General features: G+C 46.4%; 28 protein-coding genes. All 28 read left to right on the forward strand.

What is annotated here, in order from left to right; all coding sequences use genetic code 11:
• The first annotated feature begins 10 nt into the window (after positions 1–10).
• The 28 genes from BUC05_RS20410 (at position 11) to rpmD (ending at position 22176) form a co-directional block, all read left to right on the forward strand.
• Complete coding sequence (locus BUC05_RS20410; protein ID WP_073305894.1) at positions 11–625, forward strand: class I SAM-dependent methyltransferase; 615 nt, start codon at positions 11–13, stop codon at positions 623–625.
• A gap of 318 nt (positions 626–943) precedes the next feature.
• Positions 944–4486, forward strand: a complete 3543-nt coding sequence (gene rpoB, locus BUC05_RS20415; protein WP_011245006.1) for a DNA-directed RNA polymerase subunit beta — start codon at positions 944–946, stop codon at positions 4484–4486.
• A 293-nt stretch (positions 4487–4779) separates the two neighbouring features.
• The gene (gene rpoC / locus BUC05_RS20420; protein WP_011245007.1) at positions 4780–8400 is read left to right on the forward strand and encodes a DNA-directed RNA polymerase subunit beta'; all 3621 of its coding nucleotides are present in this window, start codon (positions 4780–4782) and stop codon (positions 8398–8400) included.
• Between the two features lie 100 nt (positions 8401–8500).
• Entirely contained in the window at positions 8501–8749 is a 249-nt protein-coding gene (locus BUC05_RS20425; RefSeq protein ID WP_011245008.1) for a 50S ribosomal protein L7ae-like protein, read from the forward strand.
• Between the two features lie 99 nt (positions 8750–8848).
• Entirely contained in the window at positions 8849–9268 is a 420-nt protein-coding gene (gene rpsL / locus BUC05_RS20430) for a 30S ribosomal protein S12 (protein WP_011245009.1), read from the forward strand.
• Between the two features lie 43 nt (positions 9269–9311).
• Complete coding sequence (rpsG, locus tag BUC05_RS20435) at positions 9312–9782, forward strand: 30S ribosomal protein S7 (RefSeq protein WP_011245010.1); 471 nt, start codon at positions 9312–9314, stop codon at positions 9780–9782.
• A gap of 38 nt (positions 9783–9820) precedes the next feature.
• Positions 9821–11899: an elongation factor G gene (gene fusA, locus BUC05_RS20440; protein ID WP_011245011.1), complete on the forward strand. Its 2079-nt coding sequence runs from the start codon at positions 9821–9823 to the stop codon at positions 11897–11899.
• A 121-nt stretch (positions 11900–12020) separates the two neighbouring features.
• The gene (tuf, locus tag BUC05_RS20445) at positions 12021–13211 is read left to right on the forward strand and encodes an elongation factor Tu (protein WP_011245012.1); all 1191 of its coding nucleotides are present in this window, start codon (positions 12021–12023) and stop codon (positions 13209–13211) included.
• Between the two features lie 290 nt (positions 13212–13501).
• Entirely contained in the window at positions 13502–13810 is a 309-nt protein-coding gene (gene rpsJ / locus BUC05_RS20450; RefSeq protein ID WP_011245013.1) for a 30S ribosomal protein S10, read from the forward strand.
• Between the two features lie 37 nt (positions 13811–13847).
• A complete protein-coding gene (gene rplC / locus BUC05_RS20455; RefSeq protein ID WP_011245014.1) occupies positions 13848–14468 on the forward strand; it encodes a 50S ribosomal protein L3 in 621 nt (206 codons plus the stop codon).
• A 24-nt stretch (positions 14469–14492) separates the two neighbouring features.
• Positions 14493–15116 (forward strand): 50S ribosomal protein L4, encoded by a 624-nt coding sequence (rplD, locus tag BUC05_RS20460; RefSeq protein WP_011245015.1) that lies wholly within the window; start codon positions 14493–14495, stop codon positions 15114–15116.
• A complete protein-coding gene (rplW, locus tag BUC05_RS20465) occupies positions 15116–15403 on the forward strand; it encodes a 50S ribosomal protein L23 (protein WP_011245016.1) in 288 nt (95 codons plus the stop codon). The genes rplD and rplW overlap by 1 nt, the downstream gene beginning before the upstream one ends.
• A gap of 28 nt (positions 15404–15431) precedes the next feature.
• On the forward strand, positions 15432–16262 hold the full coding sequence (gene rplB / locus BUC05_RS20470; RefSeq protein WP_011245017.1) for a 50S ribosomal protein L2: 831 nt from the start codon (positions 15432–15434) through the stop codon (positions 16260–16262).
• Positions 16263–16322: 60 nt separating this feature from the next.
• Positions 16323–16598: a 30S ribosomal protein S19 gene (gene rpsS, locus BUC05_RS20475; RefSeq protein ID WP_011245018.1), complete on the forward strand. Its 276-nt coding sequence runs from the start codon at positions 16323–16325 to the stop codon at positions 16596–16598.
• Positions 16599–16621: 23 nt separating this feature from the next.
• Entirely contained in the window at positions 16622–16966 is a 345-nt protein-coding gene (gene rplV, locus BUC05_RS20480; RefSeq protein WP_011245019.1) for a 50S ribosomal protein L22, read from the forward strand.
• A 3-nt stretch (positions 16967–16969) separates the two neighbouring features.
• Positions 16970–17632 carry a 30S ribosomal protein S3 gene (gene rpsC / locus BUC05_RS20485; RefSeq protein WP_073305866.1) on the forward strand — a complete coding sequence of 221 codons (663 nt, stop codon included), beginning with the start codon at positions 16970–16972 and terminating at the stop codon, positions 17630–17632.
• A 2-nt stretch (positions 17633–17634) separates the two neighbouring features.
• On the forward strand, positions 17635–18072 hold the full coding sequence (rplP, locus tag BUC05_RS20490; protein WP_011245021.1) for a 50S ribosomal protein L16: 438 nt from the start codon (positions 17635–17637) through the stop codon (positions 18070–18072).
• On the forward strand, positions 18059–18262 hold the full coding sequence (gene rpmC, locus BUC05_RS20495) for a 50S ribosomal protein L29 (protein WP_011245022.1): 204 nt from the start codon (positions 18059–18061) through the stop codon (positions 18260–18262). The genes rplP and rpmC overlap by 14 nt, the downstream gene beginning before the upstream one ends.
• 15 nt (positions 18263–18277) lie before the next feature.
• Positions 18278–18538, forward strand: coding sequence for a 30S ribosomal protein S17 (gene rpsQ / locus BUC05_RS20500; protein ID WP_011245023.1), 261 nt, complete (start codon positions 18278–18280; stop codon positions 18536–18538).
• Positions 18539–18569: 31 nt separating this feature from the next.
• Positions 18570–18938: a 50S ribosomal protein L14 gene (rplN, locus tag BUC05_RS20505; protein WP_011245024.1), complete on the forward strand. Its 369-nt coding sequence runs from the start codon at positions 18570–18572 to the stop codon at positions 18936–18938.
• Between the two features lie 40 nt (positions 18939–18978).
• Positions 18979–19287, forward strand: coding sequence for a 50S ribosomal protein L24 (gene rplX, locus BUC05_RS20510; protein WP_011245025.1), 309 nt, complete (start codon positions 18979–18981; stop codon positions 19285–19287).
• Between the two features lie 27 nt (positions 19288–19314).
• Complete coding sequence (gene rplE, locus BUC05_RS20515) at positions 19315–19854, forward strand: 50S ribosomal protein L5 (protein WP_011245026.1); 540 nt, start codon at positions 19315–19317, stop codon at positions 19852–19854.
• A gap of 24 nt (positions 19855–19878) precedes the next feature.
• Positions 19879–20064, forward strand: coding sequence for a type Z 30S ribosomal protein S14 (locus tag BUC05_RS20520; RefSeq protein WP_011245027.1), 186 nt, complete (start codon positions 19879–19881; stop codon positions 20062–20064).
• 26 nt (positions 20065–20090) lie between these two features.
• Entirely contained in the window at positions 20091–20489 is a 399-nt protein-coding gene (rpsH, locus tag BUC05_RS20525; RefSeq protein WP_011245028.1) for a 30S ribosomal protein S8, read from the forward strand.
• A gap of 30 nt (positions 20490–20519) precedes the next feature.
• Positions 20520–21056: a 50S ribosomal protein L6 gene (gene rplF / locus BUC05_RS20530; protein ID WP_011245029.1), complete on the forward strand. Its 537-nt coding sequence runs from the start codon at positions 20520–20522 to the stop codon at positions 21054–21056.
• A 30-nt stretch (positions 21057–21086) separates the two neighbouring features.
• On the forward strand, positions 21087–21449 hold the full coding sequence (gene rplR, locus BUC05_RS20535) for a 50S ribosomal protein L18 (RefSeq protein WP_011245030.1): 363 nt from the start codon (positions 21087–21089) through the stop codon (positions 21447–21449).
• A gap of 24 nt (positions 21450–21473) precedes the next feature.
• The gene (gene rpsE, locus BUC05_RS20540; protein WP_011245031.1) at positions 21474–21974 is read left to right on the forward strand and encodes a 30S ribosomal protein S5; all 501 of its coding nucleotides are present in this window, start codon (positions 21474–21476) and stop codon (positions 21972–21974) included.
• 13 nt (positions 21975–21987) lie between these two features.
• Positions 21988–22176, forward strand: coding sequence for a 50S ribosomal protein L30 (rpmD, locus tag BUC05_RS20545; protein ID WP_011245032.1), 189 nt, complete (start codon positions 21988–21990; stop codon positions 22174–22176).
• Positions 22177–22186: the final 10 nt, after the last annotated feature.

Consider the following 22186-nt stretch of genomic DNA (forward strand, 5'->3'; position numbering starts at 1 on the left):
AGTGAGTGCCTTGAGTGAGCATTATTATACAAACAAACCGTCTTCGTCCCATGACGAGAAAACATGGACGTTCACGCTGCGAGGCGAACCGTTTTCCTTTACAACAGACCGCGGTGTGTTTTCGAAAGGCGAAGTCGATTTTGGGAGTCGGCTTCTCATCGAAACATTTGTTTTTCCTGGGCTCGATGGCGATATACTTGATGTAGGCTGCGGGTATGGGCCGATTGGGCTAGCGTTGGCAAAAGCGGACCCTTCAAGGCGGGTTGTGATGATAGACGTCAATGAACGCGCTTGCCAACTGGCCGAAAAGAACGCCAAAGCGAACGGTGTGAAAAATGCCGACATTCATTTCGATGAACGAGGCTTAGCTGGGTTTGAGCGGTCTGCCCGTTATGCTGCCGTTGTAACGAATCCGCCGATCCGCGCTGGAAAGGACGTCGTCCACGACATTTACGAACAAGCGTACGAACGGTTAATTCCTGAGGGAGAATGTTGGGTAGTGATTCAAAAAAAGCAAGGGGCGCCATCAACCAAGCAAAAGTTAGCTGAGCTATTTGGGGCGGAAAATGTCGAGGTCAAGGGGAAAAAGAAGGGTTATTATGTCTTTCTTGCAAAAAAGAATTGACTGCTGGTTTTGACTATGATATTATCATTTAATGCGTATAACTGCCTAATTTGCCGTTTCCAGATTCATGAGGAAAGACTCAGTGATTGAAACGGTTCATTTTTGGTTATGCTAGTACAATGGGTTTTGTTCTCGTAAAAAAGGTTCCTGATTTTCATACTATAAAGCTTTTTTGCGGTTTTGTATAGTCTCTTCGCAGATTCGATACAAAAACAAGCCTTTTTGTCTGAACGGGTACCTCTGTTTATAGGTTTTTTTATGCAGCTTATAAACAGTGTTTTTTAGATACTATAACGCGAGATTTAAGGGGTGAATCAGTTGACAGGTCAACTAATTCAGTATGGACGTCACCGCCAGCGGAGAAGCTATGCGCGAATTAATGAAGTGCTCGAACTGCCAAACTTGATTGAAATTCAAACAGCTTCTTATCAATGGTTTCTTGATGAGGGTTTGCGGGAGATGTTTCAAGACATTTCACCGATCCAAGACTTCACTGGCAATTTAGTGTTAGAGTTTATTGATTACAGTCTAGGAGAACCAAAGTATCCTGTTGATGAGTCAAAAGAGCGTGACGTGACCTTTGCCGCTCCTCTACGTGTCAAAGTTCGCCTTATTAATAAAGAGACAGGCGAAGTAAAAGAACAGGAAGTCTTTATGGGCGATTTCCCGTTGATGACAGAAACAGGGACATTTATCATCAATGGCGCTGAGCGCGTTATCGTTTCTCAGCTTGTTCGCTCACCGAGCGTTTACTATAGCCAAAAGCTCGACAAAAACGGAAAAAAAGGCTTTACTGCCACTGTCATTCCGAACCGCGGAGCGTGGCTTGAGCTTGAGACAGATGCAAAAGATATTGTTTATGTACGTATTGACCGTACTCGTAAAATTCCAGTTACAGTACTTTTGCGTGCTCTAGGCTTTGGGTCTGATCAAGAAATCGTTGACCTTTTAGGCGAAAACGAGTATTTGCGCAACACGCTAGAGAAAGACAATACGGATTCAACCGATAAAGCGCTGCTTGAAATCTATGAGCGTTTGCGCCCAGGCGAGCCGCCAACAGTAGAAAATGCGAAAAGCTTGCTTGAATCTCGCTTTTTCGATCCTAAGCGTTATGACCTCGCAAATGTCGGTCGTTATAAAATAAATAAAAAGCTTCATATCAAAAATCGGCTATTTAACCAACGTTTGGCGGAAAAGCTTGTTGATCCGGAGACAGGCGAAGTTCTAGCTGAAGAGGGAACACTGCTTGACCGGAGAACGTTGGATAAACTGATCCCGCATTTGGAGAAAAATGTTGGTTTCCGTACAGCTCGAACATCTGGCGGCGTTCTTGAGGAATCCGACGTCGAAATCCAATCGGTTAAAATTTATGTAGCAGATGACTATGAGGGCGAGCGCGTCATTTCCGTTATTAGCAACGGCATGGTTGAACGCGACGTAAAACATATTGCCCCTGCGGATATCATCGCTTCCATCAGCTATTTCTTCAACTTGCTGCATGGTGTCGGCGATACAGACGACATTGACCATTTGGGCAACCGCCGTCTCCGTTCGGTTGGGGAACTGCTGCAAAACCAATTCCGAATTGGCCTTTCTCGGATGGAACGCGTCGTGCGTGAACGGATGTCCATTCAAGACCCGAATGTGATTACGCCACAAGCGCTTATTAACATTCGCCCAGTCATCGCATCGATTAAAGAGTTCTTTGGTAGCTCGCAGCTTTCACAGTTCATGGACCAAACGAACCCACTTGCTGAACTGACGCATAAGCGCCGACTTTCTGCGCTAGGCCCAGGAGGTTTAACTCGTGAGCGTGCTGGAATGGAAGTACGTGACGTTCACTATTCCCATTACGGGCGGATGTGTCCGATTGAAACGCCGGAAGGCCCGAACATTGGCTTGATTAACACGCTGTCCTCTTACGCGAAAGTGAATGAGTTCGGTTTTATGGAAACACCATACCGCCGTGTTGACCCTGAAACAGGGAAAGTAACATCGCGAATCGACTATTTAACAGCCGATGAAGAGGACAATTATGTAGTTGCCCAAGCCAATGCGAAGCTGAATGATGACGGATCGTTTGTCGATGATAACATCATTGCCCGCTTCCGCGGTGAAAACACCGTCGTTCCTTGCGACCGTGTCGACTATATGGACGTTTCGCCTAAACAAGTTGTTTCTGCGGCGACGTCATGTATTCCGTTTTTGGAAAATGACGACTCGAACCGCGCACTAATGGGCGCAAACATGCAGCGCCAAGCCGTGCCTTTGCTCGTTCCAGAAGCACCGCTTGTCGGAACAGGGATGGAGCACGTGTCTGCTAAAGATTCAGGGGCTGCCGTTGTCTCAAAATATGCCGGTATCGTTGAACGTGTTACTGCTAAAGAAATTTGGGTCCGCCGCATCGAAGAAGTAGATGGCAAAGAAACGAAAGGCGACCTTGATAAATACAAACTACAAAAATTTGTGCGCTCCAACCAGGGCACAAGTTATAATCAGCGCCCGATTGTACGCGAAGGCGATCGCATTGAAAAACGTGAAATCTTAGCAGATGGTCCTTCAATGGAGATGGGCGAAATGGCGCTTGGCCGCAACGTGCTTGTCGCCTTTATGACATGGGATGGCTACAACTACGAGGATGCGATCATTTTAAGTGAGCGCCTTGTCAAAGATGACGTTTATACGTCCATCCATATCGAGGAATATGAATCGGATGCCCGTGATACAAAACTCGGACCTGAAGAGATTACACGCGATATTCCGAACGTTGGTGAGGATGCATTACGCAACCTTGACGAGCGGGGAATTATTCGCATCGGGGCTGAAGTTAAAGATGGCGACATTCTTGTTGGTAAAGTAACGCCAAAAGGTGTAACAGAGCTGACGGCAGAAGAACGCCTCTTGCACGCGATTTTTGGAGAGAAAGCCCGTGAAGTGCGGGATACTTCATTGCGTGCACCGCATGGTGGAGACGGAATCGTTCTTGACGTGAAAATCTTTAACCGTGAAGACGGCGATGAACTTCCTCCAGGCGTCAACCAACTTGTCCGTGTCTACATCGTACAAAAGCGGAAAATTAACCAAGGCGATAAAATGGCTGGCCGTCACGGGAACAAAGGGGTTATTTCCCGAATCCTGCCAGAAGAAGATATGCCGTTTTTACCAGATGGAACGCCTGTTGACATTATGTTAAACCCACTTGGCGTACCTTCGCGGATGAATATCGGACAAGTGCTTGAACTTCATCTTGGTATGGCTGCCCGCAAACTAGGCATCCATGTGGCGTCTCCAGTATTTGACGGCGCTAGTGAAGAAGACGTTTGGGGCACATTGGAAGAAGCAGGCATGGCCCGAGACGGAAAAACGATTTTATATGATGGCCGTACTGGCGAACCGTTTGACAATCGTGTATCTGTTGGGATTATGTACATGATCAAGCTTGCCCACATGGTTGACGACAAGCTCCATGCCCGGTCAACAGGCCCGTACTCACTCGTTACGCAGCAGCCTCTTGGCGGTAAAGCTCAATTTGGTGGACAGCGTTTCGGGGAAATGGAAGTATGGGCACTGGAAGCATACGGTGCTGCTTACACGCTCCAAGAAATTCTCACTGTTAAATCAGATGACGTTGTTGGTCGTGTGAAAACGTACGAGGCAATTGTAAAAGGGGAAAACGTTCCTGAGCCAGGGGTGCCGGAATCGTTTAAAGTCCTCATTAAAGAATTGCAATCGTTGGGCATGGACGTGAAGATGCTCTCCAGCAACGAAGAAGAAATTGAAATGCGCGAGCTGGATGACGAAGAAGACCAAACGTCTGAAAAACTCAACCTCAATTTAGAGACGAACGAATCACAACTATAAAGGGCGGGTGAGATGCGAATAGAACGTGTGTTCATGAGCAACAGTGCTTGCGCATGGAAGGACCGTTCTAAAGCAGATGACCGAGGACGCTTGTCAGACGAGGAGTGCAGCCGAGGGAAGATGCGAATAGAACGTGTGTTCATGAGCATATGACCGAGACAAACGACGACGTATGCGAGCGTTTGTCTACAGTCTGAGGGGAGAAACATTCGTTTCTTCCCCTTTGCCCCTCAAGAATAATCCGCATTGAACAGTTACCCACATTGGGTGAAATCATAAGGGAGGTTGGCCCCTTGATCGATGTAAATAACTTTGAATACATGAAAATTGGTTTGGCATCACCAAATAAAATCCGCTCGTGGTCCCGTGGAGAAGTTAAAAAACCAGAAACAATCAACTACCGGACATTAAAGCCGGAAAAAGATGGTTTGTTCTGTGAGCGTATTTTTGGGCCGCAGAAAGACTGGGAATGCCATTGCGGAAAATATAAGCGTGTCCGTTACAAAGGGGTCGTTTGCGACCGCTGCGGCGTTGAAGTTACCCGTGCAAAAGTGCGCCGGGAACGGATGGGGCATATTGAGCTTGCCGCTCCTGTGTCGCATATTTGGTATTTTAAGGGAATTCCAAGTCGGATGGGCCTCGTGCTTGATATGTCGCCCCGTTCCCTTGAGGAAGTCATTTACTTCGCTTCTTATGTAGTGACTGAACCAGGCGATACACCACTAGAGAAAAAACAGCTTTTGTCAGAGAAAGAGTACCGTGCTTATTACGATAAATACGGCCGTACATTTACAGCTTCTATGGGTGCGGAAGCGATTCGCAAATTGCTTGCCGACATTGACTTGCAAAAAGAAGTCAATGCCCTGAAAGAAGAGCTCGAAACCGCGCAAGGGCAACGGCGTACACGTGCGATTAAACGGCTAGAAGTGCTGGAAGCATTCCGCAATTCTGGTAACGAACCGTCATGGATGGTGCTTGATGTTCTTCCTGTCATTCCGCCAGAATTACGGCCAATGGTACAGCTAGACGGTGGCCGTTTTGCTACTTCTGATTTAAATGACTTGTACCGCCGCGTCATTAACCGCAATAACCGTTTGAAACGGTTGCTTGATTTAGGGGCGCCGAACATTATTGTGCAAAATGAGAAGCGGATGCTTCAAGAAGCGGTCGATGCCTTGATTGATAATGGCCGCCGCGGCCGCCCAGTTACTGGCCCAGGGAACCGTCCGTTAAAATCATTGTCCCATATGCTAAAAGGGAAACAAGGGCGTTTTCGCCAAAACTTGCTTGGAAAACGGGTTGACTACTCTGGCCGTTCGGTTATCGTAGTTGGTCCTAACTTGAAAATGTACCAATGCGGGCTTCCGAAAGAAATGGCGCTAGAATTATTTAAGCCTTTTGTGATGAAAGAGCTTGTTTCTAAAGGGCTTGCCCATAACATTAAGAGCGCTAAGCGGAAAGTCGAGCGTGTCCAGCCAGAAGTGTGGGATGTGCTTGAAGAAGTTATTCGCGAGCACCCTGTACTCCTGAACCGTGCACCGACATTGCACCGTCTTGGAATTCAAGCGTTTGAGCCTATCTTAGTAGAAGGCCGTGCAATTAAATTGCACCCGCTTGTCTGTACAGCATACAACGCCGACTTTGACGGCGACCAAATGGCTGTCCACGTGCCGTTGTCGGCAGAAGCGCAAGCGGAAGCACGCATTCTGATGCTTGCTGCACAAAACATCTTGAACCCTAAAGATGGCAAACCTGTTGTAACGCCTTCTCAAGATATGGTTTTAGGTAACTATTATTTGACCATGGAAAATGCAAATGCCCGTGGGGAAGGCTCTGTATTTAAAGATTCCAACGAGGCGTTGATCGCGTATCAAAACGGCTATGTCCACTTGCATACACGCATCGCTGTTCCAGTGGCATCGCTGAATAAACCGACGTTTGCTGATGAAGAGTCGAACATGTTGCTATTGACGACAGTCGGAAAACTTTTGTTTAACGAGATTATGCCTGACTCGTTCCCGTACATTAATGAGCCGACGGCGTCGAACTTGGAAGTGAAGACGCCAGAAAAATACTTGGTGCCAAGCAACACCAATGTAAAAGAACTCTTGAAAGAACGGGATCTCGTTCCGCCATTTAAGAAAGGGTTTCTTGGAAACATCATTTCGGAAGTCTTCAAGAAATTCAAGATTACGGAAACGTCTAAGATGCTTGACCGGATGAAAGACCTTGGCTTTAAGTATTCGACGAAAGCCGGTATCACGGTAGGCGTGTCAGACATTGTCGTCCTTTCCGAGAAGAAAGAAATTCTTGATGAAGCGGACAAAAAAGTAGAGCGCATTATGAAGCAATTTCGCCGTGGTTTGATCACGGAAGAAGAGCGCTACGACCGCGTTATCTCAATTTGGAGCGACGCCAAAGACTTAATCCAAAGCAAGCTTATGGGTACGCTTGATGCGCGCAACCCAATCTTCATGATGAGTGATTCAGGCGCTCGTGGTAACGCCTCAAACTTTACCCAGCTTGCTGGTATGCGTGGTTTGATGGCCAACCCATCTGGACGGATCATTGAACTTCCAATTAAATCGAGCTTCCGTGAAGGGCTGACAGTCCTTGAGTACTTTATTTCAACGCACGGCGCCCGGAAAGGTCTTGCCGATACAGCGCTCAAAACGGCTGACTCAGGTTACTTGACGCGCCGCCTTGTTGACGTAGCCCAAGATGTCATTGTTCGTGAAAATGACTGTGGCACAGACCGAGGTTTGGAAGTGACGGCGATCAAAGAAGGCACCGAAACGATTGAAGGCCTTTATGACCGTTTAGTTGGCCGTGTTGCTTTCAAAACGGTGCGTCATCCAGAAACGGATGAAGTCCTTGTCCGCCGTGGCGAGTTGATGAATGAGGATACAGCTAAACAAATTGTTGATGCTGGTGTGGAATCAGTAACAATCCGGTCTGTCTTCACTTGTAACACCCATCACGGCGTGTGTAAGGCTTGCTATGGCCGCAACCTTGCTACGGGCAGCGATGTAGAAGTTGGCGAAGCAGTTGGTATTATCGCTGCCCAGTCCATCGGTGAACCGGGAACGCAGCTAACAATGCGGACGTTCCATACAGGCGGTGTTGCTGGAGACGATATTACCCAAGGTCTTCCACGTATTCAAGAGCTGTTTGAAGCCCGTAATCCAAAAGGGCAGGCCGTTATTACCGAAATTGACGGCGATGTGGTTGATGTCAGAGACGGCGACAAACGTGAAGTCACTGTACAAAGTGAACTCGAGACGAAAAATTACTCGATTCCGTATGGCTCTCGTTTGAAAGTGGCAGTCGGGGACAAGGTTGTTGCTGGCCAAACGTTAACAGAAGGTTCGATTGATCCAAAAGAACTTCTGAAAGTAACGGGTATGGGTGGCGTACAAGAATACTTGCTCCGCGAAGTCCAAAAAGTATACCGTCTCCAAGGGGTAGAAATTGGCGATAAGCACGTTGAAGTAATGGTTCGGCAAATGCTTCGCAAAGTGCGTGTCGTTGATGCTGGAGATACAGGCATTCTTCCTGGCTCTCTCGTTGAAATTCAACGCTTTAACGAAGCGAACAAGAAAGTATTGTTAAGCAATATGCGTCCGGCTACCGGCCGCCCAGTGCTGTTAGGCATTACGAAAGCGTCACTTGAAACGGATTCCTTCTTGTCTGCTGCTTCCTTCCAAGAAACAACACGTGTCTTGACGGATGCCGCTATAAAAGGAAAACGCGACGAGTTGCTTGGCTTGAAAGAAAATGTCATCATCGGCAAACTCGTTCCTGCTGGAACAGGGCTGGCTCGCTATAAAACGCTCGGCATTCATTCCGCGCATGATGAAAGAGCGGAGAATGAAGAAGCGGGTACGCCAGAAGAAGTGCTTGTCCAAGATTAATTTTAGAATCGCCGCGATAGGCTGTTGACACAGCCTATCAGGCGGTGATAATATATCAAAGTGTGCCTGATGAGGCCTGTTGCTTTGGAGGATGAGAATGATGTCTTATGAAAAAGTGGAGCAGGCAAAAGATCCGATTATCGGTAAGAAACAGACACAAAAAGCTTTACACGCTCGTTTAGTCAGTGAATTGTACGTGGCAAAAGACGCTGACCCACGAGTTGTGGCAGACGTAGTGGAAGCCGCGAAAGATACAGATGTGACGGTCGTGTATGTCGACTCAATGAAACGGCTAGGAAAAGCTTGCGGAATTGATGTTGGCGCTGCTGCTGTAGCGTTAAGGAAGTAACGATATTGTTTGGCGCTTACGCCTTACAATATATTCTTTTGCCTAAACATGAACCACCTGGATCAGTGGTCTTAAAAATGTGGAAGGGAGGAACACAACATGCCTACTATTAACCAGTTAATCCGCAAAGGTCGGGTAGACAAAGTGAAAAAGTCTGACTCGCCTGCTTTGAACAAAGGGTACAACAGTTTCAAGAAGTCACAAACGGATGTGTCTTCTCCGCAAAAACGCGGTGTTTGTACTCGTGTCGGCACAATGACGCCGAAGAAACCGAACTCGGCTCTTCGTAAATATGCGCGTGTGCGTTTGACAAACCAAATTGAGGTTACTGCATACATCCCAGGCATTGGCCATAACTTGCAAGAGCACAGTGTTGTGCTTATCCGCGGTGGCCGTGTAAAAGACTTGCCAGGGGTACGCTACCACATCGTGCGTGGCGCTCTTGACACTGCTGGTGTTCAAAACCGTATGCAAGGCCGTTCAAAATACGGTACAAAAAAGCCAAAAGATAAGAAATAACCTACGTTTTTAATGTAGATAAATGTTGAAAGGAGGGGGAAACATGCCTCGTAAAGGTCCAGTTGCACGTCGTGACGTATTGCCTGATCCAATATACAATTCTAAACTTGTTACCCGCCTCATTAACCGCATCATGGTTGACGGGAAGCGTGGAACAGCACAAACGATTCTTTATAATGCGTTTGAACTAGTAAAAGAGCGTAGCGGTAACGATCCAATGGAAGTATTCGATCAAGCGTTGAAAAACATTATGCCTGTCCTTGAAGTGAAAGCTCGCCGTGTCGGCGGTTCTAACTATCAAGTGCCAATCGAAGTAAAACCAGAGCGTCGTACGACTCTAGGTTTGCGTTGGTTGGTCAATTACGCGCGTCTTCGTGGCGAAAAGACAATGGAAGAGCGTCTCGCTAACGAAATTCTTGATGCAGCCAACAATGCTGGCGCAGCTGTCAAGAAGCGCGAAGACACGCACAAAATGGCAGAAGCGAACAAAGCGTTTGCTCATTACCGTTGGTAAGAATTTTATTCACTCGATAGAGAAAGGAGAACGAACCTATGGCAAGAGAATTCTCCTTAAAAGATACGCGTAATATCGGCATCATGGCCCACATTGATGCCGGTAAAACGACGACAACAGAACGTATTTTGTTCTACACAGGTCGTGTGCACAAGATTGGTGAAACACACGAAGGTGCCTCCCAAATGGACTGGATGGAGCAAGAGCAAGAACGTGGCATTACGATCACGTCTGCGGCTACAACAGCTCAGTGGAAAGGCCACCGTATCAACATTATTGATACACCTGGACACGTAGACTTTACGGTTGAAGTTGAACGTTCGTTACGTGTACTTGATGGAGCTGTTGCGGTACTTGACGCGCAATCAGGCGTTGAGCCGCAAACAGAGACAGTATGGCGTCAAGCGACGACATACGGGGTGCCGCGTATTGTATTCATCAACAAAATGGATAAAACCGGTGCCGATTTCATGTATTCTGTAAGTACTTTGCGTGACCGTTTGCAGGCCAATGCACATCCAATCCAGTTGCCGATTGGCGCTGAAGACGATTTTGTCGGTTTTGTCGATTTGATCGAAATGCAAGCGCATATTTCGAAAGACGACTTAGGCCAAGATTGGGAAGTTACTGAAGTTCCTGCTGACTATAAAGACGAAGCGGAAAGCCTTCGTGAATCGTTGGTTGAAGCAGTAGCAGAATTAGACGAAGACCTCATGATGAAGTATCTAGAAGGCGAAGAATTAACAAAAGACGAACTAAAAGCGGCTATCCGCAAAGGAACTTGTAATGTTGAGTTCTACCCAGTCGTTTGTGGTACTGCCTTTAAGAACAAAGGGGTTCAAGCGCTTCTTGACGCAGTGCTTGACTACTTGCCATCACCGCTTGACGTCGCAGCAATCCGCGGCCAAGTCCCTGGAACAGACGAAGAAGTAACGCGTGAGCCTGGTGACGACCAACCGTTTGCCGCATTGGCTTTTAAAGTAATGACGGATCCGTTTGTAGGGAAACTTACATTCTTCCGTGTTTACTCAGGTACGCTTAACTCTGGTTCCTATGTTCGTAATGCAACGAAAGACAAGCGTGAGCGTATCGGACGTATCCTGCAAATGCACGCAAACTCCCGTGAGGAAATTTCAACTGTTTACTCCGGCGATATTGCAGCTGCTGTTGGTTTGAAAGATACAACAACTGGCGATACTCTATGCGACGAGAAAAATCTTGTTATTTTAGAGTCTATGGAATTTCCAGAGCCAGTTATCCATTTGTCTGTTGAGCCGAAATCAAAGGCCGACCAAGACAAAATGGGTATTGCGCTTGCAAAGCTTGCTGAAGAAGATCCGACTTTCAAAACATTTACGGACGAAGAGACGGGTGAAACGGTTATTGGTGGTATGGGTGAACTTCACCTTGACATTATCGTTGACCGTCTACGCCGCGAGTTTAAAGTCGAAGCGAACGTTGGCGCGCCGCAAGTTTCTTACCGTGAAACAATCCGTACTGCTGCACAAGTGGAAGGAAAATTCGTTCGCCAATCTGGTGGACGCGGTCAGTTCGGACACGTTTGGGTCGAGTTCTCGCCAAACGAAGAAGGCGCTGGCTTTGAATTTGAAAACGCGATTGTCGGAGGCGTTGTTCCTCGTGAGTACATCCCATCCGTTCAAGCGGGTATTGAAGAAGCGTTGCAAAACGGTATGATTGCAGGCTATCCTGTCATCGACATTAAAGCAAAGCTTTATGACGGTTCATACCATGATGTCGACTCTTCTGAAATGGCCTTTAAGATCGCCGCTTCAATGGCGCTTAAAAACGCTAAGTCAAAATGTGACCCAGTTCTGCTTGAGCCGATTTCAAAAGTTGAAATTGTCGTCCCAGAAGAATACATGGGTGACATTATGGGTGACGTTACAGCACGCCGCGGCCGTGTCGAAGGCATGGAAGCACGTGGAAATGCGCAAGTTGTAAAAGCGTTTGTACCGCTTGCAGAAATGTTCGGTTATGCAACAAGCCTTCGTTCTCGTACGCAAGGACGTGGCACATACTCAATGGTTTTTGACCACTACGAAGAAGTGCCGAAGAGCATTGCCGAAGAAATTATCAAAAAACAAACGGGTGCTTAATTACTTCTCGTTGTTTTGCGACATTTTTTGTTGTAAGCTAGGGGAGGAATAGGCTGTCCATTCAGCCGTCCTTTCTTATTGACATAAAATCAAATCCGTATTTAAGGGAGGAAAATGACTCATGGCAAAAGAAAAATTCGACCGCTCCAAAACACATGCCAACATTGGTACAATTGGACACGTTGACCATGGTAAAACAACTCTAACAGCTGCAATTACAACTGTACTTGCAAAGCGTTCTGGTAAAGGCCAAGCAATGGCATATGACGCAATCGACGGTGCTCCAGAAGAGCGCGAGCGTGGTATCACCATTTCAACAGCACACGTTGAATATGAAACAGACTCTCGTCACTATGCACACGTTGACTGCCCAGGCCACGCTGACTATGTTAAAAACATGATCACTGGTGCTGCGCAAATGGACGGCGGTATCCTAGTTGTATCTGCTGCTGACGGCCCAATGCCACAAACTCGTGAGCACATCTTGCTTTCTCGTAACGTAGGTGTTCCTTACCTTGTTGTATTCCTAAACAAATGCGACATGGTAGATGACGAAGAACTTCTTGAGCTCGTTGAAATGGAAGTACGTGACCTTCTTTCTGAGTACGACTTCCCTGGCGACGATGTTCCTGTTATCCAAGGTTCTGCTCTTAAAGCTCTTCAAGGTGAAGCTGAGTGGGAAGAAAAAATCATCGAATTGATGAATGCAGTTGATGAGTACATCCCAACTCCAGAACGCGACAAAGACAAACCATTTATGATGCCAGTTGAGGACGTATTCTCTATCACTGGTCGTGGTACAGTTGCGACTGGCCGTGTAGAGCGTGGCCAATTGAATGTTGGCGACACGGTTGAAATTCTTGGTATCAACGAAGAGAAAAAATCTACAACTGTTACAGGTGTAGAAATGTTCCGTAAGCTTCTTGACTATGCAGAAGCTGGTGACAACATTGGTGCGCTTCTTCGTGGCGTTTCCCGTGAAGAAATCCAACGTGGCCAAGTGCTTGCAAAACCAGGCACAATCACGCCGCACACAAAGTTCACTGCTGAAGTGTATGTCCTTTCTAAAGACGAGGGTGGACGTCATACGCCATTCTTCTCTAACTATCGTCCACAATTCTATTTCCGTACAACGGACGTAACTGGCGTTGTACACCTTCCAGAAGGAACGGAAATGGTTATGCCTGGCGATAACACTGAAATGACAGTTGAACTAATTGCGCCTATCGCAATTGAAGAAGGTACACGCTTCTCTATCCGTGAAGGCGGACGTACTGTTGGTTCAGGCGTTGTTTCTACTATTACTGAATAAGCTGATGCTTATGCCAAAAAGAGGACGGTTATCGATCGTCCTCTTTTGTTTTATGTTTTTTTCTTGAATCCCTTGCGTTCATTGGCCTAAATCTATATAATAGTAGAAGTGTGCCCGATGGTTACGTTTCATGCCTAGGAGAAAGGTAGGAAACGGTTATTTTCGTGTTTGCACGTTGACAGCGATGATGCGGAAGGTTGCTGACACACCCGGCCCCTTTGCCATGGGAGGGTGAGGAAATTTCCGCGGAGTATGTCTATTTTAAAAATGGACGATAAAGGAGGGCTATCATGGCAAAACAAAAGATTCGTATTCGTTTAAAAGCGTATGATCACCGTGTGTTAGATCAATCAGCTGAGAAGATTGTAGAAACGGCAAAACGTTCAGGTGCGAGCGTTTCAGGTCCGATTCCACTTCCAACTGAAAAATCGGTTTACACGATTCTGCGTGCGGTTCATAAATACAAAGATTCCCGCGAGCAGTTTGAAATGCGTACGCACAAACGTCTAATTGACATCATTAATCCAACGCCGCAAACAGTCGATGCATTGATGCGTTTGGATTTACCATCTGGCGTTGATATTGAAATAAAACTGTAAGACTATATAAAACGAACAATAGTAGGAGGTGTAACGGATGACCAAAGGAATCTTAGGTAGAAAAATCGGTATGACTCAAGTGTTTGCAGAAAACGGAGAAGTCATTCCAGTAACAGTAATTGAAGCAGAACCAAATATTGTCCTTCAAAAGAAGACAGTGGAATCTGATGGCTACGAGGCGATTCAGATCGGTTTTGCTGATGCGAAAAAGCCGAACAAACCAGCTACTGGCCATGCCGCTAAAGCTGAAACGGCTCCTAAGCGCTTCATTAAGGAAATCCGTGGCGTTAATCTTGACGAAGTTGAAGTAGGTCAAGCGATTAACGTAACAACATTTGCAGCAGGAGATCTTGTTGACGTAACAGGAACATCTAAAGGGAAAGGGTTCCAAGGCGCGATCAAACGCCATAACCAATCCCGTGGACCAATGTCACACGGCTCTCGTTACCACCGTCGTCCAGGTTCAATGGGCCCTGTAGCGCCAAACCGTGTATTTAAAGGAAAAGCGCTTCCTGGCCGTATGGGCGGAGAACAAATTACAATGCAAAACCTTGAGATCGTTCGCGTTGACGAAGAGCGCAACTTGCTTCTCGTTAAAGGCAACGTACCAGGGGCTAAGAAAAGCTATGTAACTGTACAATCTGCAGTTAAGGCGTAACGCTTAAGAAAGGAGGCCATTCGAATGCCGAAAGTATCACTTTTTAACCAAACAGGTTCACAAGTAGGAGAGATCGAACTAGCGGACAACGTTTTTGGTGTTGAGCCAAATGAAAGTGTCTTACATGACGCGGTTGTTATGCAACAAGCATCTCTTCGTCAAGGTACACACAAAACAAAAGGCCGTTCAGAAGTTCGCGGCGGCGGAAGAAAGCCATGGCGTCAAAAAGGAACTGGGCGTGCTCGTCAAGGTTCCATTCGCAGCCCACAATGGGTTGGCGGTGGCGTAGTATTTGGCCCAACACCGCGCAGCTATAGCTATAAACTGCCGAAGAAAGTTCGTCGTCTTGCTATTAAATCAGCGCTTTCATCTAAAGTGAAAGACTCAGAGTTGGTTGTACTAGATGACTTGAAATTAGAAGCAATCAAAACGAAAGCTATGAAGGACGTGCTTGCAAGCCTTTCTGTAGATTCAAAAGCACTCGTTGTAACAGCTGACTACAACGAAAATGTTGCTTTGTCTGCACGGAACTTGCCAGGGATCACGTTCCTTACAGCCGACGGCGTGAACGTACTTGACTTGCTTAAACATGACAAGCTTGTCATCACTAAAGACGCAGTCGAAAAGGTAGAGGAGGTGCTTGCGTAATGTCAAACGCACGTGATATCATTAAGCGCCCTGTCATTACTGAACGTTCTACTGAACTGATGGAAGACAAAAAATACACGTTTGAAGTTGACGTCCGCGCCAACAAAACGCAAATCAAAGATGCTATTGAAGAAATCTTTGAAGTGAAAGTGACAAACGTTAACACAGTAAATTATAAAGGGAAAGCGAAGCGTTTCGGACGCTACACGGGCTTTACCCCTAAACGCAAAAAAGCAATTGTTCAGCTTTCTGCTGACAGTAAAGAACTAGACTTCTTTGAAGTGTAAGTAACAAGAGAAGGAGGGAATCACAAAAATGGCAATTAAAAAGTATAAACCGACCAGTGCCGGCCGTCGTAATATGAGCGTATCTGACTTTGCGGAAATTACGACTGACAAGCCGGAAAAGTCGTTGCTTGCTCCTTTGCATAAAAAAGGCGGACGCAACAACCAAGGTCGTTTAACTGTACGTCACCAAGGTGGCGGCCATAAACGTCAATATCGTGTTATCGACTTTAAACGCAACAAAGATGGAATTCCGGGCCGCGTTGCCACGATCGAATACGATCCAAACCGTTCCGCGAATATCGCTTTAATCAACTATGCCGATGGCGAGAAGCGTTACATTCTAGCGCCTAAAGGCCTAACAGTTGGCACTGTTATCGTGTCCGGTCCTGATGCCGACATTAAAACAGGTAACGCATTGCCGTTAGCGAATATTCCAGTAGGTACAGTGATCCACAATATCGAGCTTCGTCCAGGAAAAGGCGGCCAGCTAGTCCGTTCAGCAGGCACAGAAGCCCAGCTTCTTGGTAAGGAAGGCGATTATGCCCTTGTTCGTTTGAACTCAGGGGAAACACGCTACATTTTATCTACTTGCCGCGCTACAATTGGCCAAGTCGGGAATGTTGAGCATGAACTGATTAACATCGGTAAAGCTGGACGTTCGCGTTGGAAAGGCATCCGCCCAACTGTGCGTGGTTCTGTTATGAACCCTAACGATCACCCGCATGGCGGTGGTGAAGGAAAAGCGCCAATTGGCCGTCCGTCACCAATGTCACCATGGGGCAAACCAACGCTTGGTTACAAAACACGTAAGAAAAACAAACACTCCGACAAGTACATTGTTCGCCGTCGTAAAAAATAACGTGGTTTGCCTGCGGTTCTCACGCAGAACCGTGGACGAATCCCGAAAGGAGGAACATACATGGGCCGTAGTTTGAAAAAAGGACCTTTCGTTGATGGTCATCTCATGAAAAAAGTAGAAGCATTAAACGCAACAAACGACAAGAAAGTCGTGAAGACTTGGTCTCGTCGTTCAACGATTTTCCCTGATTTTATCGGCCACACGTTTGCTGTCTATGATGGCCGCAAGCATGTACCGGTTTACGTTTCTGAAGATATGGTTGGTCACAAACTTGGCGAATTTGCCCCTACTCGTACGTACAAAGGGCATGCCGCTGATAAGAAAACAAGACGCTAAGTAAGGAAGGAGGACCTTTTCTCATGGAACAAGCTAAAGCTGTTGCGAAGCAAGTCCGCATAGCGCCTCGCAAAGTCCGTCTTGTGATCGATCTTATTCGTGGTAAGCAAGTCGGTGAAGCCATCGCTATTTTAAAACACACGCCTAAAGCTGCTTCTCCAGTAGTTGAAAAGCTTTTAAATTCGGCAATTGCGAACGCTGAGCACAACTATGAAATGGAGCCAAACAATCTCGTAATATCTGAAGCGTACGTGAACGAAGGCGTAACGCTGAAACGTTTCCGCCCTCGCGCACAAGGCCGCGCTAGCCGGATCAATAAACGCACAAGCCATATTACATTGGTTGTAACAGAAAAGAAGGAGGGATAACATATGGGTCAAAAAGTAAATCCAGTCGGTCTGCGCGTCGGCGTCATCCGTGATTGGGATTCTAAATGGTATGCTGGCAAGAAAGACTACGCAGACTTGCTTCACGAAGACATCGCGATTCGCGAGCATGTAGAAGGCCGTCTGAAAGATGCCTCTGTCTCTAAAGTTGAAATTGAGCGTGCTGCGAACCGTGTGAACATCACAATTTCTACTGCCAAGCCAGGTATGGTGATCGGAAAAGGCGGTACAGAAGTTGAAGCGCTTCGTAAATCTCTTAATGAGCTAACAGGAAAACGCGTGCACATTAACATTTCAGAAATCAAGCAAGCAGACCTTGATGCAAAGCTTGTTGCTGAAAACATTGCTCGTCAACTTGAAAACCGTATTTCATTCCGTCGTGCAATGAAACAAGCAATTCAACGCACTATGCGCGCTGGTGCAAAAGGAATTAAAACACAAGTGTCAGGCCGCCTTGGCGGAGCAGACATTGCTCGTGCAGAGCACTATAGCGAAGGAACTGTTCCACTTCACACGCTTCGTGCTGATATTGACTATGGTACAGCTGAAGCTGATACAACATACGGTAAAATCGGCGTAAAAATCTGGGTTTATCGTGGTGAAGTCCTTCCAACGAAAGGAACGAACAAAGAGGAAGGAGGCAACTAATCATGTTAATGCCTAAACGTGTAAAATACCGCCGCGAACACCGCGGAAAAATGCGCGGACGTGCAAAAGGCGGTACAGAAGTCCACTTTGGCGAGTTTGGCTTGCAAGCTCTTGAAGCTTCATGGATTACAAACCGTCAAATTGAGGCAGCTCGTATTGCGATGACTCGTTACATGAAACGTGGCGGTAAAGTATGGATTAAAATTTTCCCTTCAAAGCCATACACAGCAAAGCCACTTGAAGTTCGTATGGGTTCTGGTAAAGGGGCACCTGAGGGATGGGTTGCCGTTGTGAAACCAGGTAAGATTATGTTCGAAATTTCCGGTGTATCTGAAGAAGTTGCCCGCGAAGCATTACGTCTTGCCTCTCACAAATTACCGATTAAATGTAAGTTTGTAAAACGCGAAGAAGTGGGTGGTGACTCAAATGAAAGCAACTGATCTCCGCGATTTAACCACTGCTGAAATTGAACAAAAGACACAATCTCTTAAAGAAGAGTTATTCAATCTACGCTTTCAACTCGCAACTGGACAACTTGACAACCCAGTTCGTATCCGTGAAGTCCGTAAAAGCATCGCTCGTGCTAAAACGGTCTTGCGCGAACGTGAGCTCGGAATTAACAACGGCTAAAGGAGGGTTTGCTGCATGGACCGCAACCAGCGTAAAGTTTACCAAGGGCGTGTCGTTTCTGATAAAATGGATAAAACCATCACTGTACTCGTTGAAACGTATAAAAAAGACCGCCTTTACGGAAAACGCGTAAAATACTCAAAGAAATTTAAAGCGCATGATGAACAAAACACTGCAAAAGTAGGCGACATTGTCCGCATTATGGAAACACGCCCGCTTTCAAAAGATAAACGTTTCCGTTTAGTAGAGATCGTCGAAGAAGCGATCATCATTTGACAATGCGTCCGTTGAAGGGAGGTAAAACTGAATGATCCAACAAGAAAGCCGCTTAAAAGTCGCCGACAACTCTGGGGCCCGTGAAGTGCTCTGCATTAAAGTGCTAGGTGGCTCTGGGCGTAAGATAGCGAACATTGGCGATGTCATTGTTTGTTCGGTAAAAGAAGCAACACCAGGGGGCGTTGTCAAGAAAGGCGACGTTGTAAAAGCTGTAATCGTTCGTTCAAAAAGTGGTGTACGCCGCAATGATGGTTCTTACATCAAGTTTGACGAAAACGCAGCAGTCATTGTCCGTGACGACAAAAGCCCGCGCGGAACTCGTATCTTTGGACCAGTTGCACGTGAACTTCGTGACAACCAGTTCATGAAAATCGTTTCTCTTGCTCCAGAAGTTCTTTAAGCAGAGAATTGATGAACTAAGCTGAAGGAGGTGCCATTGTATGCATGTCAAAAAAGGCGACAAAGTCGTTGTCATTACAGGCAAAGACAAAGGGAAGCAAGGGACGGTACTAGAAGCTTACCCGAAAAAAAGCCGTGTGCTCGTTGAAGGTGTAAACATGGTGAAAAAACACGCCAAGCCGTCGCAAGACAACCCACAAGGCGGAATTCTAAACCAAGAAGCACCGATCCACTCTTCCAATGTCATGCTTGTTGATCCAAAGACAGGTGAACGCACTCGAGTGGGCTACAAAGAAGAAAACGGCAAAAAAGTACGCGTTGCAAAAAAATCTGGCGAAATCATCAAGTAGTCAGTGTGTGAAAGGAGGACCATTTCAATGAATCGTTTAAAAGAGAAATACCAAAACGAAATCGTTTCTTCTCTAACAGAGAAGTTTAATTACCCATCTGTAATGGCTGTGCCAAAGATTGAAAAAATTGTTGTCAACATGGGCATTGGCGATGCCGTTCAAAATGCGAAAGTGCTCGACAAAGCCGTTGAAGAACTGCAAGCGATCACTGGTCAAAAGCCTGTCATTACAAAAGCAAAAAAATCGATTGCGGGCTTTAAACTCCGTGAAGGTATGCCAATCGGTGCAAAAGTAACATTGCGTGGCGAGCGCATGTATGACTTCTTGGATAAATTAGTATCTGTTTCATTGCCACGTGTTCGCGACTTCCGCGGTGTATCCAAAAAAGCGTTTGATGGTCGCGGAAATTACACGCTCGGCGTGAGAGAGCAACTTATTTTCCCTGAGATTGATTACGATAAAGTCGATAAAGTCCGCGGGATGGACATTGTCATCGTCACAACTGCGAAAACAGACGAAGAAGCGCGTGAATTACTTACTCAAGTAGGCATGCCGTTCCAAAAATAATCTCTAAGAAGAGGAGGGAACACGTTGGCAAAAAAATCAATGATCGCAAAGCAAAAACGCACACCGAAGTATAATGTTCAAGCTTATACTCGTTGTGAGCGTTGCGGCCGTCCTCACTCAGTGCTGCGCAAATTCAAACTTTGCCGTATTTGCTTCAGAGAACTTGCTTACAAAGGGCAAATTCCTGGCGTGAAAAAAGCAAGCTGGTAAAAACGATTGGAAGGAGGTAATTATCAATGGTCATGACTGATCCAATTGCAGATATGCTGACACGTATTCGTAATGCGAACCTTGTACGCCATGAAAAACTAGAACTGCCGGCCTCTATGCTTAAAAAAGAGATTGCCGATATTCTTAAGCGCGAGGGCTTCATCCGCGATTACGAATTCATCGAAGACAATAAACAAGGTGTAATCCGTATCTTCCTTAAATACGGCCCATCTAACGAACGTGTAATTACTGGGTTGAAGCGTATTTCAAAACCTGGATTGCGCGTATACGCAAAATCAACTGAACTTCCACGTGTTCTTGGTGGCTTAGGCATAGCGCTTGTTTCAACTTCAAAAGGCGTTTTGACCGACAAAGAAGCACGTCAACAACAAGTCGGCGGAGAAGTGCTCGCTTACGTTTGGTAAGTAGCTTTAAATGAATGGAGGTGGACATAAATGTCTCGCGTAGGTAAAAAACCTGTCATTATTCCTGATGGCGTCACAGTTACATTCGACGGAAACCTTTGCACTGTCAAAGGTCCAAAAGGTGAATTAAGCCGTGAGCTTCACCCGGATATTAAGATTACTGTTGAGGGCAACGAAATTACATTTGAACGCCCATCTGACCATAAAGAGCACCGTGCTCTTCACGGAACGATGCGTGCGCTTGTAAACAACATGGTTGAAGGTGTAACAAAAGGATTTGAACGCGCGCTAGAACTGAACGGTGTCGGTTACCGTGCTTCCAAATCTGGCAACAAGCTTGTGCTTAACGTTGGTTACTCTCACCCAGTTGAAATCACTCCTGAAGAAGGCCTTGAAATCGAAGTTCCTTCCAATACGAAAGTGGTTGTAAAAGGAATCAACAAAGAACGAGTTGGGGCGCTTGCATCAAACATTCGCGCTGTGCGTCTGCCTGAACCTTACAAAGGCAAAGGAATTCGTTATGAAGGCGAATATGTGCGTCGCAAAGAAGGCAAAACTGGTAAATAATTAGTTTCGTATAGAAAGGAATGACGTCTCATGATTACGAAGCCTAACAAAAATGCAGGCCGTAAGAAAAGACACGCTCACGTACGCCGCACACTAAGCGGTACGCCGCAGCGTCCACGTTTGAACGTATTCCGTTCTTCTAAGCACATTTACGCTCAGCTTATTGATGATGTGAATGGCGTAACTCTTGCACAAGCTTCTACGCTTGACAAAGAGTTGGGGCTTGAGAACGGCGGCAATAAAGAAGCTGCGCGTAAAGTCGGCGAACTTGTAGGAAAACGTGCGGTTGATGCGGGATTCGAATCAGTGGTCTTTGATCGTGGAGGCTACTTATATCACGGCCGTATTGCTGAGCTGGCTGATGGTGCTCGCGAAGCTGGCCTTAAATTCTAATTACGAAGGAGGGAAACATCGTATATGCGTTCTATCGATCCAAACACATTGGAACTTGAAGAAAAAGTTGTCACAATCAACCGTGTTGCAAAAGTGGTTAAAGGTGGACGCCGTTTTCGTTTTGCCGCGCTTGTTGTCGTAGGCGACAAAAACGGACACGTCGGTTTTGGAATGGGGAAAGCACAAGAAGTGCCTGAAGCCATTCGTAAAGCTGTAGAAGATGCAAAGAAAAACTTAATTGAAGTGCCGATCGTTAATACAACGATTCCACACCAAATTGTTGGGCGTTTTGGTGCGGGTCGCGTATTTTTGAAGCCAGCCTCTGAAGGTACTGGCGTTATCGCTGGCGGTCCTGTACGTGCTGTGCTTGAACTCGCTGGCATCGGTGACGTCCTTTCCAAATCTCTTGGCTCAAGCAACCCGATCAACATGGTTCGCGCTACTATAACTGGCCTAACAAACTTGAAGCGTGCTGAAGAAGTAGCGAAACTACGTGGCAAATCCGTAGAAGAACTGTTAGGTTAAGGGAGGGATTACGATGGCGAAGAAATTAGAAATCACCCTTACACGTAGCTTGATTGGCCGCCCAAGCGATCAACGCGTGACAGTAAATACGCTTGGTTTGCGTAAATTGCACCAAACGGTCGTACAAGAAGATAATGCAGCGATCCGCGGAATGGTAAACAAAGTTAAACATTTGATTACTGTTAATGAGATCGACGCGTAAATAGATCATT

The sequence above is a fragment of the Shouchella rhizosphaerae genome, from assembly GCF_900142675.1.
In the GTDB taxonomy this organism is placed as follows: domain Bacteria; phylum Bacillota; class Bacilli; order Bacillales; family Bacillaceae_D; genus Shouchella; species Shouchella rhizosphaerae.

Excerpts from the sequence above, each read along its gene's own strand:
- rpmC (WP_011245022.1), top strand. The coding sequence starts at position 18,059 with ATGAAAGCAACTGATCTCCGCGATTTAACCACTGCTGAAATTGAACAA.
- rpsS (WP_011245018.1), top strand. The coding sequence starts at position 16,323 with ATGGGCCGTAGTTTGAAAAAAGGACCTTTCGTTGATGGTCATCTCATG.
- rpsQ (WP_011245023.1), top strand. The coding sequence starts at position 18,278 with ATGGACCGCAACCAGCGTAAAGTTTACCAAGGGCGTGTCGTTTCTGAT.
- rpsE (WP_011245031.1), top strand. The coding sequence starts at position 21,474 with ATGCGTTCTATCGATCCAAACACATTGGAACTTGAAGAAAAAGTTGTC.
- rpsL (WP_011245009.1), top strand. The coding sequence starts at position 8,849 with ATGCCTACTATTAACCAGTTAATCCGCAAAGGTCGGGTAGACAAAGTG.
- rpsJ (WP_011245013.1), top strand. The coding sequence starts at position 13,502 with ATGGCAAAACAAAAGATTCGTATTCGTTTAAAAGCGTATGATCACCGT.
- rpsC (WP_073305866.1), top strand. The coding sequence starts at position 16,970 with ATGGGTCAAAAAGTAAATCCAGTCGGTCTGCGCGTCGGCGTCATCCGT.
- rplW (WP_011245016.1), top strand. The coding sequence starts at position 15,116 with ATGTCAAACGCACGTGATATCATTAAGCGCCCTGTCATTACTGAACGT.
- rplF (WP_011245029.1), top strand. The coding sequence starts at position 20,520 with ATGTCTCGCGTAGGTAAAAAACCTGTCATTATTCCTGATGGCGTCACA.
- rpmD (WP_011245032.1), top strand. The coding sequence starts at position 21,988 with ATGGCGAAGAAATTAGAAATCACCCTTACACGTAGCTTGATTGGCCGC.
- rplE (WP_011245026.1), top strand. The coding sequence starts at position 19,315 with ATGAATCGTTTAAAAGAGAAATACCAAAACGAAATCGTTTCTTCTCTA.
- tuf (WP_011245012.1), top strand. The coding sequence starts at position 12,021 with ATGGCAAAAGAAAAATTCGACCGCTCCAAAACACATGCCAACATTGGT.
- rplR (WP_011245030.1), top strand. The coding sequence starts at position 21,087 with ATGATTACGAAGCCTAACAAAAATGCAGGCCGTAAGAAAAGACACGCT.
- rpsG (WP_011245010.1), top strand. The coding sequence starts at position 9,312 with ATGCCTCGTAAAGGTCCAGTTGCACGTCGTGACGTATTGCCTGATCCA.
- rplC (WP_011245014.1), top strand. The coding sequence starts at position 13,848 with ATGACCAAAGGAATCTTAGGTAGAAAAATCGGTATGACTCAAGTGTTT.
- fusA (WP_011245011.1), top strand. The coding sequence starts at position 9,821 with ATGGCAAGAGAATTCTCCTTAAAAGATACGCGTAATATCGGCATCATG.
- rpsH (WP_011245028.1), top strand. The coding sequence starts at position 20,091 with ATGGTCATGACTGATCCAATTGCAGATATGCTGACACGTATTCGTAAT.
- rplP (WP_011245021.1), top strand. The coding sequence starts at position 17,635 with ATGTTAATGCCTAAACGTGTAAAATACCGCCGCGAACACCGCGGAAAA.
- rplN (WP_011245024.1), top strand. The coding sequence starts at position 18,570 with ATGATCCAACAAGAAAGCCGCTTAAAAGTCGCCGACAACTCTGGGGCC.
- rplV (WP_011245019.1), top strand. The coding sequence starts at position 16,622 with ATGGAACAAGCTAAAGCTGTTGCGAAGCAAGTCCGCATAGCGCCTCGC.
- rplD (WP_011245015.1), top strand. The coding sequence starts at position 14,493 with ATGCCGAAAGTATCACTTTTTAACCAAACAGGTTCACAAGTAGGAGAG.
- rplX (WP_011245025.1), top strand. The coding sequence starts at position 18,979 with ATGCATGTCAAAAAAGGCGACAAAGTCGTTGTCATTACAGGCAAAGAC.
- rplB (WP_011245017.1), top strand. The coding sequence starts at position 15,432 with ATGGCAATTAAAAAGTATAAACCGACCAGTGCCGGCCGTCGTAATATG.
- BUC05_RS20425 (WP_011245008.1), top strand. The coding sequence starts at position 8,501 with ATGTCTTATGAAAAAGTGGAGCAGGCAAAAGATCCGATTATCGGTAAG.